This is a genomic window from Lactococcus sp. LG606 (assembly GCF_017309645.1).
Lineage (GTDB): Bacteria > Bacillota > Bacilli > Lactobacillales > Streptococcaceae > Lactococcus > Lactococcus petauri.
Map to the genome: position 1 here is coordinate 1,141,043 of NZ_CP071301.1, position 14,806 is coordinate 1,155,848.

The window sequence follows — 14,806 nt, forward strand, 5'->3', positions numbered from 1 at the left end:
AAATACATTTTAATACTTTTATTTCGTTTTGTCAATATAAAAACTAACGACTCTTAATCGTCGTTAGTTCCTAAGTCCATTTGATAAAGCTTACGGAAGTCTTCATTGTGTTCAAGAAGGTATTCCGGTTGATCATCAAGCTTGATTTTACCTTTTTCTAAAAAGATAACACGATCCATGTGTTGTACACCCAACAGATGGTGAGTGATAAAGATAATCGTTTTGTCTTTTAAGCGCTCAAAGAAGAGACGCAACAGTTGATTTTCGGTAATCGGGTCTAGCGAAACCGTCGGTTCATCCAAGATAACCATATCGACATCGGACAGCAAAATACGTGCTAAGGCTAAACGCTGGCGTTCCCCCCCTGAGAAACGTAGTCCTGCTTCATCCACGACCTCGTTGAGTTGATCAGGCAGGGAAGCCACCATTTTTTTCAAGCCTACAAGCTCTAAAGCATTCCAAATTTCTTCGTCACTGGCATCAAGCCGAGCCAAGCTAAGATTGGAACGGATGCTGGCATTGAAAATATATGGGCTTTGGTTAATGACACCAATCTTTTCTTCAACATTATTGGCATAAGCTGGTGCAATTCCGGACAAATCCAAAGTCCCTTGCTGTGCAATAAGATCCCCACGGATAAGGCTTGCTAAGGTTGATTTACCTACTCCTGAGCGACCTAAAATCGCGACATGCTCTCCTTTTTTGATATGGAGATTTAAGTCATCAAAGATAAGCTTGTCATCAAAAGCAAAACTTAAATTAGAAATTTGTAAGTCTGTCTCCGTAATCGTTTCTTGTCGCACATCTTCCTTAACATCAGGTAAATCATTGAGACGCTGAACAGAATCACCATAACGTTGTGTCTCAACAACAGCGTCAGACAAAGGTGCAAAGGCATCAAACAAAGGAAAGGCAGCTAGAGAAACAGCGGCAATGTAGTTCGGTGCATCTCCCGCATTTAAGGTTGAACCTGACCAAACAATCAGATAGACCACAAGTAAAGCAAAGATGAGCTGCAACACAAGGTTACGTTTCCGTACATAACTCAGTAATTTTTCTTGAATCTGACGTGCTGCTTTTTCTGAGGTTTGATAATCAAGCAAGAAATCTTCTTTTCTGCCTGATAAAACCCAGTCTTGCAAACCTAAAACATCATCTGTCAAGTCTGAAAAGAGTTGATTCCGGTAATTTTTCAAATCTCGGTCATATTTGGCTGACACTTTGAGTGATACGTAAGGAAGAACAATAACCATCAAGCCTAAGAAAAAGGCAACCACAAGAGCCAGGGTTATCGAGAAAACACCTGAAGCGATGATGAGAGCTACAGATAAAGAACCCACAATCATCAAAGGGAAAAGAGTCCGTAAGAACAAGTCTTGAATATTCGCTATATCTTCATTAAGCAGACCAAGAAGGTCACCTAACTTGTAACGTTCAGACAAACCAATCGCCGATTTTTCCAATCGAAGATAAAGCTTACGACGAAGATTACTGGTGATGCGTAAAATCCAGTTGTGGGATGTTAAGCGTTCAATATAGCGCACCACAGGCCGTGAAATACCAAAGACACGTACCATCAGAACAGGCACATAGATAATCAAAATGTTTTCGGGTTTAGTTGCTGATTTTGAAATCACGTAGCCCGCTGAAAACATAAGCAGGCCAGCGCAAAACATCGTTATTGTTCCTAAAATAATCGCAAGAATCATTCCGAAACGATATTTACGCAGAAAAGGTGTGATCCAATCATTATTGAAAAGAATCTTCTTCATTTTTTCTCCATTGTTTTTACAATCATGCTGTTTAACCTCTCATCTCACGCAAGAGCTCTTGATAGTATGTATTAGTCGTTAAGAGTTCTTTATGTGAACCTGCAGCTTCGAGCTTACCTTCATTGAGGACGAGAATTAAGTCCATCTGAGGCAGCCAATGCAAGCGGTGAGTCGCCAAAAAGACGAGCTTGTCCTCAAAGAGTGGCAGAATATTTTCCTTTATCTCCAGTTCCGTTTCTACATCAAGGTGCGCCGTTGGCTCGTCAAGGAAAAGAATATTTCTTTCTTGAGAGAGAAATGCTCGTGTGAGTGCCACACGTTGCATTTGCCCCCCAGATAAGGTACGACCTCCTGCACCAATATTTGCATCCAACCCGATTTCTTCTAGCAAATTTTTCAAACCGGCAAGCTCAGCTGCATGAATGATGGCTTCATCTGTAGCTTCTGGCTGATAAAAGGCTAAATTAGCACGTAAAGTTCCTGCAAAAATATAAGTGTTTTGAGGGATAAATTGTAAAGACTGGCGGAATTTTTCATCGTTAAGTGAGGTCAGCTGAAATTCATTGAGCTGGATTTCGCCCGCACTGGGCTTAAGAAACCCTGAAAGCATACTTAACAATGTCGATTTACCTGACCCCGATTCGCCGACAATGGCTACCTTGGTAAAGCCTTGCAGTTCCAAATTGATATCTGAGACACCACGTCCTGTTTCAAAAACTTTACTCAAATTATGGAGCTTCAGTTGTGACTGCTCTGTCCAACGGATAGGCTCTGGTAAAACTTCTGTTAGATAATCTTCTGTTTGCAACACTTCATTAACACTGGCGTAAGCATTTTTACCATTTAGCGTTGCGTGGTAGTCCGAGGCAAAGTCACGCAAAGGTAAGAAATATTCCGGAGCTAAAATCAAAGCAGCCAGGGCTGGGAACAAGAGAATTGCACCGTTCATCAAGCGAAGACCTAAAAACAAAGCTACTGTAGCAACAGACAAGGTTGCAAAGAAATCAAGTGCAAAGGTCGATAGAATTGCGACACGTAACGTAGCCATTGTTGCTTTACGGAAACGTTCTGACGTTTGATAAATGGAATTGGCATATGTTTTTGATAAGCCAAAATATTTTAAGGTCGAAATCCCGCGGAGCGAATCTAAGAAGTGATTGGATAAAAGTTGGAAACTCTTATACTGTCTGTCTGCCTGCCCTTGTGCAGCATATCCCAACAAAATCATGAAGATTATGGCAAAGGGAAAGGCAATCGCCAATACAATCGCCGTCTGCAAATCCAAAAAGGCAATCGCAATCAGCAAGAGAATTGGAATAATCATCATGTTCAAAACTTTAGAAAGAACCAATTTGATATAAGTTTCGACCTCATCAATACCAGAAATAACTGTCGATGTCAGATTCCCTGTTCCCATTTCACGTGAGACAGAAGGTCCAAGTTTAAAGGCTTTTTCAAGAATCTGTCCACGCATATCTGCTGCTAAACGGTAAGAAACCTTATCAAGCATATATTGACGTAAAAAGTTTACTACTTCTCGCCCAAAAAAGCTCAGGAAAAAGCCAATAATATAGATCAGAACCTGCATGAGTTCTTGACCTTGCCACAATCCTGTTATCGCTTGAGACAGAAATAAAGCCTGTCCTAAAATACAAAGCGCTTGAAGTAGGGCGAGCCCTCCAAGAGCGGGAAGAATCTTACGTACTCCTGGAAGAGTAAATAGAGTTCTGTCAATCATTTTTTAATTACCTATTCTTATTCATATGATAACTTTTATTATAACAAAATATGAGTATCAAGCCTTTGAAACTGCTTATAAATTCATGCTCTTCTTCACTTTTGTCTAATAAAAAATTCCTTTAAAAAAGGAATTTTAGAATCAATTATTCACTGATACGTTTTCTGAAAATGTAGTAAGTCCAAGCCATATAAGCAAGCACAAATGGCAAGATTGCTATTGTGATGTAGGACATGGTTGTCAAAGTATAGTGTGTTGAGCTTGCGTCCTTAATCAAGATGCTGTAAGCCGGATTTTCAGCGATCATTACACGTGGGAACAACCCTTGGAAAAGTAAAGCAACCAATGCAAGGAAAGTCAAACCAGAAGATAAGAATGCTGACATTTCACGTTTTTTAGCAACCGAAACATGTGCAAAAACAGTCAAGAGAACGATAACGGCTAACAAGCCAATTGTTAAAGCTGCATGTTTTTCAATAAAATCTGTCTTCATAGCAATCAAGAGAGCAAAGACAATTTCACCTGCATAAAGCACAAAGTAAAGTTTGTTTGCAAGGTCATTCGCACGTTTGCGCATGTTTCCTTCTGTCTTCAAAGCAATGTAGTTCAAACCATGCAAGAAACTCATCAAGGCTACTGCAACACCACCAACAAGTGAAAGTGGGTTTACGTATGTTGTGAAGCTGGCATAGATATCACCGCGTGCATCCATTGGAACACCTTGAATCATGCTGGTAAACATCAAACCGAACAAGAAAGGAATAAAGAAGCTTGTCACTCCTAAAATAATTTCCCAGCCACGCTCTACTTTTTCTGATTCGCTACGGTGACGGAACTCAAAGGTTACCCCGCGTAAAATCAAGCAGGCGAGAATTAACAACAAGATGTTGTAATAACCAGAGAAAAGGGAAGCATACCAATAAGGGAAGCTGGCAAACATGGCACCGCCGGCTGTCAAGAGCCATACTTCGTTCATATCCCAGAAAGGACCGATGGTCGCAATTGCTTGGTTGACTTCACGTTTATTGCGTGCCAAAGCCAAAACGCTCATTCCTACACCAAAGTCGAAGCCTTCGAGGAAGAAGAATCCCCCAAAGAGCACTGCAATTAAGATAAACCAAAATAATTGTAATCCGCTCATTTCAAAGCCTCCTCTTCTTTTTCTTCTGATTTAGAATGCTTGTCCTTACCAAGATTATGGCTGCTGAATGGATCTAAATCAACATAAGCTGTTTCTGCCTTATGTGCACTGTCACGCATAATACGGCGTGTCAAGATAATCATGATTGTACCTAAGACACAGAAAAGAAGGAAGTAAACGATATTTGAGAAGAGTAAACTTCCTACTGAAACGTTAGGTGAAACAGAGTCTTTGATGGTAAAGAGTCCATATACAGTCCATGGATAACGTCCCAACTCAGTTACCAACCAACCAGAAGTGATGGCAAGGAATGGTAAGAACATTGACCAACCATAAAGACGCATCATTCCAGGTTTTTCATACATCCAAGGTTTCTTACGGCGTGTCCAGAAGAGCCCAAGAGCTGAAATTAACATGAAGTACATGCTCAAACCAGCCATAATACGGAATGTATAGAAGAGAACTGTAACTGGTGGATAGTAATTCAGATGATCACCATATTTAGCTTCCAGTTCCTTGTTGATTTGATTCATCCCCTCAACTGAACCTGAAGGACGGTGGTAGGTCAAGATTGACAGCACGTACGGTATGCGCACACCGAAAACAGACTTATGATCAGCTTCGTTAAAGAAAGCAATCATGTCCCAAGCTGCTGGGTCCTCTGTTGTTTCATAAACACCCTCTGTCGCTGAGAATTTCATCGGTTGAGTGTTTTTAACTTCCAACATTTGTTGGTCACCAGCCACGAAGTTCCCCATCGCACCGATCAAAGCAACTAAGAGTCCTAAACGCAAAGCTGGTTTAAAGAAATCAGCTTCACGTTTTTTAAGGATTTGGAATGCAGAGATACCGGCAACCGCAAATCCACCAGTTAAGAATGACCCTGTGATAACGTGGGTAAATTCTAAGGTTGTTTGTGGGTTTGTCAATAAAGCTGAGAAACTGGTCAATGTTGCACGACCATCAATAACTTCATAGCCCACTGGATTTTGCATGAAGCTGTTCGCTGCCAAAATCCAAAGTGAAGAAAGCCAAGTTCCAACCATAACTAAGCCAAGTGCCGCCAAGTGCAACTTTTTGCCTATACGGTCCCAACCAAACATCCAAACACCCAAGAATGTTGATTCCATAAAGAATGCAAGCAGTGCTTCTACAGCAAGTGGTGCTCCAAAGATATCACCGACAAATCGTGAATAGTCTGACCAGTTCATCCCAAATTGGAATTCCTGAATAATACCAGTCACGACTCCGACGGCAAAAGATAATAGCATGATTGCACCAAAGAATTTGGTACGTGTTTTCCATTTCTCATCGCCCGTTTTAACATACAATGCTTCCATAATAAAGGTCATCAATGTTAACCCTATCGAAAGGGGAACAAAGAAAAAGTGGAAGATTGTGGTCATGCCAAACTGGAAACGCGCGAGAGTTTCAATTGTCAACATAAAGCCTCCTATTGCTCGAATAAAGGTAAAAGTACACAATTTTCGAGACTAACAAAAAATTAATTACAATTCATTGTAACACTATGAAAGCGTATCGAAAAGGAATTTGTTTATAAATTTAAGATTCTGATACATTTCTTATACAGCATCATCTTTAGTGTTCAAATTGACACGAAAAAACACTGCTTTTGACAGCAGTATTTCTTTTTAAATCTTATTTTCTACTTTGATTATCTTAAAATCCTGCCCTGATTTTGCTGGAAGGATAAGTTCATCAAGACAGTCCGCCAGTCGCTCAGTGAAAGAAACTTTTTGCAGAAAATGAATTTCTTTAAATGTTAGCTTGACTTCTGCATCTGTTGGATTAATAACGTAGACAAAAGCTTCGCAATCTGTGTAGCGTAAAATTCCTAAAACATCTCCTTGGAAAAACGTAGTAAATTTTCCTTGAGTGAGTGTCTTTTCTGAATGACGCTTGGCAATCCACTGATGGTACAAATCATAAGTCAGCTCATGGATATTATCCCACGGGAAATATTTTCTGTTTTTTGGATCCTTACGGCCGGTTAGCCCAGCTTCATCACCATAATAGACACAAGGTACACCAGGAAGACTAAAGAGCATTCCTACAGCTAAATCATTTGCTTCATCACCGACCATCGTCAAGATACGTTCCGTGTCGTGTGTACCAAGGTTATTAAAATTATTATAAAAAATATCGTGCGGATAGTTTTCACTCAAAACCAGCATTTGATAGGCAAGCTCTTGAGCAGTTTTAGTCATTGTAAGATAAGCAATAATTAAGTCACGAAAGGGATAATTCATCACGGCTTGCAAACTGTCACCCAAAATATAGTTACGTCGTTGCCCATAGGAAATCTTATTAGAGGCATCTTCCCAAACTTCACCGATAAGAATCGTCTCTGGATAGCGGGACAAATTTTTGCGGATGCCCCGAATAAAACTGTCTGGAAGTTCATCCGCCACATCCAAACGCCAGCCATCTATGCCAAACTGATTCCACTTGGCTAAGACCGAATGTGTATCCCCATAGATAAAATCCCGAAATGAAGGGTTGTCTTTATCCACTTCTGGAAGATCTTTAATCCCCCACCATGATTTATAATTCATCGGATATTCTGTAAATTTAAACCAATCCATGTAACGACTGTCCGGATTTTTAGCTGCACCTACATCGCTTCCATATTGACCCGAGAGATTAAAATAGCGTGAGTCCTTACCCACATGGGAAAAAACACCATCCAGAACGATACGCATATTTTCTGTGTGAAGAACGTCCACTAATTCTTGAAAATCTTCTTCTGTTCCTAGCATGCTATCTATTTGCAGATAGTCATTGGTATCATAACGATGATTGCTGGTTGCTGAAAAAATAGGATTAAGATAAAGTGCATTTATCCCCAGTTCTTTCAAGTAAGGTATCTTTTCGATAATGCCGCGAATATTGCCACCAAAGAAATCCCACCGTACAACGTCACCTGCTTCATCCTTGACATAAAGCGGCGTGTCTTCTTTAGTCGCATAAATGAAGGAATTAGGTTTGGGATGATTAATTTTACCTTCTGGATTGCCATTATGAAAACGATCCGGAAATATTTGATAAAAGACGGCTTCCCGATACCATGCTGGTGCGACATCCTTTGAGGAGAAAATAGTGGCTTGATAGGGGCGTACATCATTTTCATTCATATAAAGTACGCCTTCACCACCAAGACCGCTACAGCCATAGTAAAACTTTTTGATGCCCCAATCCGTTGGTTCACTGATTTCAAAATAATAGTAGTAAAGCCCTTGCCCAACATCGAACTTGACAGAAGCACTAAAAATTCCTCCCTCTAACTTTTGCATATCAAACTCCGAGCGGGCACCGAAGTCACGTCGAATGATAAACTTGGCAGTAACATTTTCCTTGTCGGTTTGCAGATTTACCTTCATAATCTGCCCCACTTGAATTGCCCCGAAAGGTTGTTTGAAGTCTGCATCCCAAGAATTATAATAATACATTTTTACCCTCCCTTCATTTGTTTGCATGATATGCTCTCTTCTATGCGTAAAAAAGGAAAGAGTATTTTTCTTTCCTTTTTTACTGGCACAGTCTTACAGCTTTACTCACTTTTTTCTTTAATAAACCAAATATCTTCGGCATACTGGCGTATAGTACGGTCAGAGGAGAAAATACCGGAAGTCCCAATGTTCATCAAACTTGCCTGTGCCCAAGCTTTAGGCTCACGATAAAGTGCTTCAAGTTCCTTCTGAGCGCGGACATAATCATTAAAATCGCGCAATAAGAAATATTCATCATTAAAGGCTGTGAGTGAATCAAATATTTCAGGCCCTTCATTCGTAATATTAGGAATAGTTCCGTCAATGAAAGCGTTGAGGATACGATGTACTACTGGATTTTGTTCGTAAATATCACGCGCATTGTAGTTGCCATTTTTGTAGTACTCATAAACTTTATCTTTGGTTAGCCCAAAGATGAAGATATTTTCATCTCCACAAGCTTCTTTAATCTCAATATTTGCCCCGTCTAAGGTCGCCATTGTGAGAGCACCATTGAGCATAAACTTCATATTTGAAGTGCCCGAGGCTTCTTTTGATGCTAATGAGATTTGTTCCCCCACATCTGCTGCTGGAATGATACTTTCGGCAAGACTCACATTGTAGTTTTCCATAAAGATTACTTTGATTCGGTCCTTAACTACTGGATCTGAATTAATCATATCAGCTATTTCATTGATCGCTTTGATAATGCTTTTGGCATAATGATAACCGGGCGCAGCTTTTGCACCAAAAATAAAGACACGTGGAACCATTTCTAAGTCCGGCTGATCTTTGATATCAAAATAGAGTTTTAGGATGTGAAGCAAATTTAAAAGTTGGCGTTTATAAGCATGCAGCCGCTTGACCTGTACATCGAAAATCGCTTCAGGATTTACTTCAACACCATTTTTTTCTTTAATTAACACAGCTAAGTCTTTTTTATTTTGAAGCTTGACCGCTAAAAGCTCTTTTAGCGTTGCTTCATCCTCATAAAAAGCCTTTAATGCCTCTAGTTTTGTCAAATCGTGACGCCATGCTTTGCCAATCTTTTCATCAATCAAGTTTGCCAAGCCTTCGTTGGCAATTTGGAGCCAACGTCGATCTGCTATACCGTTGGTTTTATTATTAAAACGCTCTGGGTATAATTTATAAAAGTTATGTAGCTCCACATCTTTAAGAATATCCGAGTGTAATTTAGCCACACCATTTGTCGAGTGCGAACCAATAATCGCCAAGCTCGCCATATGAATTTGCCCATCTTTCACGATACTCGTTTTTTGTACTAATTCTGCACCTACACGTGGTGTCAATTCTTCTGTCCGTCGACGGTCAATTTCTTTGATGATCTGATAAAGCCTTGGTAAAAGCATCTGTACCATATCTTCTGGCCACTTTTCTAAGGCTTCCGACAGGATTGTGTGATTGGTATAACTCATTACCTTGACGGTAATTTCCCAGGCTTGTTTCCATGACAGACCATTCTCATCAAGGAGGAGACGCATGAACTCCGGGACGCAAAGCGCAGGATGCGTATCGTTGATATGCACCGCTACATAGTCTGCAATCTGCGTCAATGGTGCTTCATTATTGACCTTATAATGTCGCAGGATTCTTTGAAGCCCTGCGGATACAAAGAAATATTCCTGTTTAAGGCGAAGCAAGCGGCCATCGTAATTCGAATCATCAGGATATAGCTCAGCAGAGAGCATTGAGGTTTGGTGCATATATTCCATGTTTTGAAACTTCACATCCAAATCTTGTGGCACTTCAGAATGCCACAGACACATATTGTTTACGCGCGTATTCTCAAAACCAACCATGGGCGTATCGTAAGGTATGGCTAACACACGCTCTTGATTACGATAACGCGGGATGAGATGGCCTGATTCATCTTCTTCTAGCCAAGCTTCACCACCAAAAGTAACTTCAATGGCCTTATCTGCACGCCTCACCTCCCAAGGATTCACATTATTAAGCCACGAATCTGGCAACTCTACTTGATAACCATCAATTACTTTTTGTTTGAAGAGGCCATAACGGTAGCGTATCCCATTACCATTCACCGGCAAACCTGTAGAAGCTGCCGAATCCATAAAACAACTTGCCAAACGGCCCAAGCCACCATTACCGATGGCCATATCTGGCTCTATTTGGGCGACCTTTTCCAAATCAATGCCCAAATCTGCTAAACCTTCGCGAACCGTTGCTAGAATACCCAGATTAAGAAGGTTGCTTTTCAGCAGTTTCCCAGGTAAAAATTCTATAGAAAAATAATAGGTCTGCTTCTGTTGCACTTCATCTTTATACTGATTATCAGCTTGCCAAATCTGTGTATAATATTGCTTTACAACAGATGATAAAGTTGCAAAGGTTTCTGTGACTCCTGCTTTACTTACATCAGTAGCAAACTTGGACGTCAAACTTTTTTCAAAGTCTTTTTTAAATTGCGTTTTTGAAAGCTTCAATATATCTTACTCCGCTTTTTGATTTCTATTCCTACTTTAGGAAAGGTTTTCTGAGAGACAAACACGCATTCTTTAGATTATTTCTTGATAAAGATGAATGTATTGCTCAGCCTTTGTCTTCCACGAAAAATCTTGCTTCATCGCACGAACTCTCAACTTCTGAATAATATCTGGTTCACTCGCATATAGATTTAATGCTTGATTAATGGTATTCACTAAAACTTGTCCCGTAAAATCCACAAAGCCAAATCCTGTTCCTTCGGCTGTATAAGGATTATAAGGTTGAACTGTATCCTTGAGCCCACCAATTTCATGGACTATGGGAAGAGTACCGTAACGCATGGCAATCATTTGCGAAAGGCCACAAGGCTCAAATGCCGAGGGCATCAGGAAGAAATCGCTGGCTGCATAGATTTCCTGAGCGAGCTTCAAGTCAAAGCTAATGATTGCCGCACATTTTTCAGGATATTTTTCTGAAAAGTGGCGGAAACCTTGCTCAATATCCGTATAGCCTGTTCCTAATATAACGACTTGTACATCTTGACTTAAAATGTCATCCATGCGCTCCAAAACAAGATCAAAACCTTTTTGAGTGGTCAAGCGACTGACAATACCTATCAAGGGCTTATCTACGGCTTTAGGAAGACCTACACGTTCTTGTAAAGCCTGTTTCATTTTGGCTTTACTCTTCAAGTCAGAGCTTGAAAAATGATGTTCAATCCGTTTATCTGTGGCTGGATTATAAACATCATAGTCAATACCGTTGACAATACCGACAAGCTTATCAGAGACATACCTTAAAATCGGATCTAAACCACAGCCAAACTCAGGTGTTTGAATTTCCTGGGCATATGTCGGCGAAACAGTATTGACACGATCCGCATAGAGAATCCCTGTTTTGAGACTGTTAAGCATATCATTGTGACGTACGACACCTTCATGATAACGCTCCATCCCCATACCAAAAAGTTCTGACAAAGCTGAACCTTGCATAATTCCTTGAAACTCAATATTGTGGATGGTCAGTACTGTTTTTATATTACGATAAGCATTAATCCATTGATATTTTTCTTTCAAGAGAAAAGGCAACATAGCTGTATGGCAATCATTGACATGAAGAATATCAGGAATAAAAGCTAAGCGTTCCATCAGTTGCGCAATAGCCAAGCAGAAAAAGGCCCAACGTTCTCCATCATCACCATAACCATAAATTTCATCACGACCAAAATAATTCTCGTTGTCTAGGAAATAATAAGTGATTTTATCCTGAGTTAAACGCTTCACACCGACATATTCGTGACGCCAGCCGACATTAACATAATCCCAAAATTCATCTTTTATTTGGGCTTTATAGTGCTCAGCAATACCATATTTATAGTAAGGTAAGATGACAGCCACCTGCATATCGGGATTTTTGGCAAGTTCTTTAGGAAGGGCACCTGTGACATCTCCTAAACCACCTGTCTTAAAAAATGGTGCACACTCACTTGATGCAAATAATACTTTCATGTTTTCTCCTTATTTTCCTGGGATTATTGACTCCTCTTGCCATTAAAGGGACTACTTTTGGATAATGTCTTCCGTCACAACCGTATGTTTCGGAATAACCACAGGATGTTCTGGCGTTCCTTCAACTTTCACACCACTTTCAATAATTACATGCTTATCCACAATCGCATAGGCCACTTTAGCTTCGCTTCTAATTTCACTATCGGTAAAGACCATCGTTTTTTCGACTGAGGCATTTTTTTCAATTTTTGAACGACGTGAAATTAAAGAATCTGATACACGACCCTCGATAACACAGCCTGAGCTCAGTTGACTATTTGTGACATTGCTGTCTCGTGAAAAGTAAGTCGGCACTTCATTGTTGATTTTCGTCCGCACTGGATGATTACCATAGAGCAAAGCCGTAAAATTACTTGGCTCAAGCATCAACATATTAGCATCATAGTAAGACTTGATACTCTTTATATTGCTCATATAACCTGTGTATTCATAAGTATTAATGTCAAATTCTGCTAAATATTTACGTAAAAGGCGTGAACTGGAGGCATATTCCCCTTCTTCTTGCATTCTTTGTAAAAAGTCAATCAGCCATTCTGTATCGACAATAAACATATTTAAACTGAGCGCTTCTTTGTCCTGCACATCCGTAAGTTGGGAGAGAAAACTACTTGAGGCTTTATTATGTTCGTCAAAGCGAATAATGGTATCTGAAGCTTCTGCTACATCTGGTGCAACTTTCTTATAGACTGCGGTGATTGGCTTTTCAGAAGTTTTGTGAATTTTTAAAACAGCTGTTAGGTCAACATTACAGATAAATTTACTGTCCAGCAAAACGGTATAAGCTGCTTTTGCTTTCCGTAAAAAATTAATCTGTTGATTGAAATAAGGCAAACCTTGTTCTTTAAGACGTTGAAAATCTTGCTGAATATAGACAAAATAGCGATTCTTAAAACTATCAAGGCCCCATTCGCTTCCTGCACCCATATGATCAAAGATGGACTGTGTTTCTCCTTGATTAGCTGTCATAAAGATGGAACTCACATGGGCATTTGCTAAAGATGATAAAGGAAAATCAATTAAGCGGTATTTACATTCAAAGGGTAATGTCGCAATCGGACGTTGATCAATCAGAGGAGAGAGCTCTTCATTGCGTGTGACATTCGACAAGATTGCACAAATTTTATTTTCAGTCTTCATTTTCTTCCCCTCTTACTTCTCCGTGTCCAATAACAGCGATGTCACCCGGTTTTCCCATAATTTCAACATTGTCGCCAATTTTGGCCTTCTCACCAAGAATGGCATATTTGATGGTTACGTTTTTTCCGATATGTGCACCAGACATAACGAAACTTTTTTCGATTGTACTTCCTTCTTGTACATGAACATTCTGAGATAAGATCGAATCAGTCACTTCTCCATCCACGTAACAGCCATCGCCAATCAAGGCAGCTTTCACATTGGCATTTCTCGTTAAATACTGCGGTGCAGAGATGTCATTACGAGAATAGATACGCCATTCCTTATCTTTAATATCCAATTCATTTCCTAAGTCCAGGAATTCCATGCTAGATTCATGAAGACTATCAATCGTACCCACATCTTTCCAATAACCCTTGAAACGGTAAGCAAAGACATTTTCACCAGAATCAATATATGCCGGAATAACATTACCGCCAAAATCCTCCATATCCACGCCTTTAGCATAACCTGTCACCAAGACATCTCGAAGTCGTTTCCAGCTAAAAATATAAATCCCCATCGATGCAAGATTAGACTTAGGCTCAGCCGGTTTTTCTTCAAACTCAATAATACGGTCATTATCGTCTGTATTCATAATACCGAAGCGACTCGCTTCCTCAATAGGTACTTCCATGACTGAAACCGTCAAACTCGCATCATTTTCCTTGTGGCTCGCTAACATCGCTTCGTAATCCATCTTATAGATGTGATCCCCGGACAAGACTAAGATATACTCCGGATCTTTTTTGTCAATGTAAGCCATATTTTGATAGATAGCATGTGCTGTACCTTCAAAATACTTACTTCCTTCAGTTGAAGAGTAAGGTTGCAAAATAGTTACATCACTGTTTACCCCGTTTAAGCCCCAAGGCGCACCATTTCCAATATGTTCATTGAGCACTAAAGGCTCATACTGTGTAATAACTCCGATATTTTTAACATTTGAATTCACACAGTTAGATAGGGCGAAATCGATAATTCTGTATCGTCCGCCAAACGGTACTGCCGGTTTTGCGACATCCTTTGTCAACTTACCGAGACGTGTACCTTGCCCACCGGCAAGTATTAGACCAAGCATTTCTATTCCCATAATAGACCTCCACTTTATATGTAGCATTAGAAATTTTTAATTAACTTAATGTAATTTTATATAATTAAAATATAAAAGTCAAATGTTTTTAATGTAAAACTCATTTTACTGCTATTATTACATTGAAAAAACATGCGCACCATTAATAGAGCTTATTCTAGGGCCTTGATTTCACCCAAAGGATTGAATTCCACTCTAATTTTTAACTTTTCCTTTGTATGTATAAGTATTAAAAATAAACTTTTTCTCATTTTACCTCAACTAGGAGAAAAATTATTTTACAAACATTTCATCTCGTTATGAATTATAAAATTCTGAAAATTCGCAATAAAAAAATTTGACA

At 39.6% G+C, this 14,806-nt stretch carries 9 protein-coding genes; all 9 read right to left on the reverse strand.

Annotated elements, in window-relative coordinates:
• Window positions 1-53: 53 nt before the first annotated feature.
• The 9 genes from cydC to J0J35_RS05620 all read right to left on the reverse strand — a co-directional run bounded on the left by cydC (window position 54) and on the right by J0J35_RS05620 (window position 14,463).
• Window positions 54-1,772, reverse strand: coding sequence for a thiol reductant ABC exporter subunit CydC (cydC, locus tag J0J35_RS05580; RefSeq protein ID WP_046401112.1), 1,719 nt, complete (start codon window positions 1,770-1,772; stop codon window positions 54-56).
• Between the two features lie 31 nt (window positions 1,773-1,803).
• Entirely contained in the window at window positions 1,804-3,510 is a 1,707-nt protein-coding gene (cydD, locus tag J0J35_RS05585) for a thiol reductant ABC exporter subunit CydD (protein WP_165707131.1), read from the reverse strand.
• A gap of 145 nt (window positions 3,511-3,655) precedes the next feature.
• A complete protein-coding gene (gene cydB, locus J0J35_RS05590; protein WP_165707130.1) occupies window positions 3,656-4,651 on the reverse strand; it encodes a cytochrome d ubiquinol oxidase subunit II in 996 nt (331 codons plus the stop codon).
• Complete coding sequence (locus J0J35_RS05595; RefSeq protein WP_019291587.1) at window positions 4,648-6,096, reverse strand: cytochrome ubiquinol oxidase subunit I; 1,449 nt, start codon at window positions 6,094-6,096, stop codon at window positions 4,648-4,650. Before J0J35_RS05595 ends, cydB begins: the two co-directional genes overlap by 4 nt.
• A 207-nt stretch (window positions 6,097-6,303) precedes the next feature.
• A complete protein-coding gene (locus J0J35_RS05600; protein ID WP_206916018.1) occupies window positions 6,304-8,121 on the reverse strand; it encodes a glycoside hydrolase family 13 protein in 1,818 nt (605 codons plus the stop codon).
• A gap of 101 nt (window positions 8,122-8,222) precedes the next feature.
• Entirely contained in the window at window positions 8,223-10,625 is a 2,403-nt protein-coding gene (locus J0J35_RS05605) for a glycogen/starch/alpha-glucan phosphorylase (RefSeq protein WP_206916019.1), read from the reverse strand.
• A 72-nt stretch (window positions 10,626-10,697) separates the two neighbouring features.
• Window positions 10,698-12,134 (reverse strand): glycogen synthase GlgA, encoded by a 1,437-nt coding sequence (gene glgA / locus J0J35_RS05610; RefSeq protein ID WP_206916021.1) that lies wholly within the window; start codon window positions 12,132-12,134, stop codon window positions 10,698-10,700.
• 51 nt (window positions 12,135-12,185) lie between these two features.
• Complete coding sequence (gene glgD, locus J0J35_RS05615; RefSeq protein ID WP_086583174.1) at window positions 12,186-13,331, reverse strand: glucose-1-phosphate adenylyltransferase subunit GlgD; 1,146 nt, start codon at window positions 13,329-13,331, stop codon at window positions 12,186-12,188.
• Window positions 13,321-14,463: a glucose-1-phosphate adenylyltransferase gene (locus tag J0J35_RS05620; protein WP_206916024.1), complete on the reverse strand. Its 1,143-nt coding sequence runs from the start codon at window positions 14,461-14,463 to the stop codon at window positions 13,321-13,323. Before J0J35_RS05620 ends, glgD begins: the two co-directional genes overlap by 11 nt.
• Window positions 14,464-14,806 lie beyond the last annotated feature (343 nt).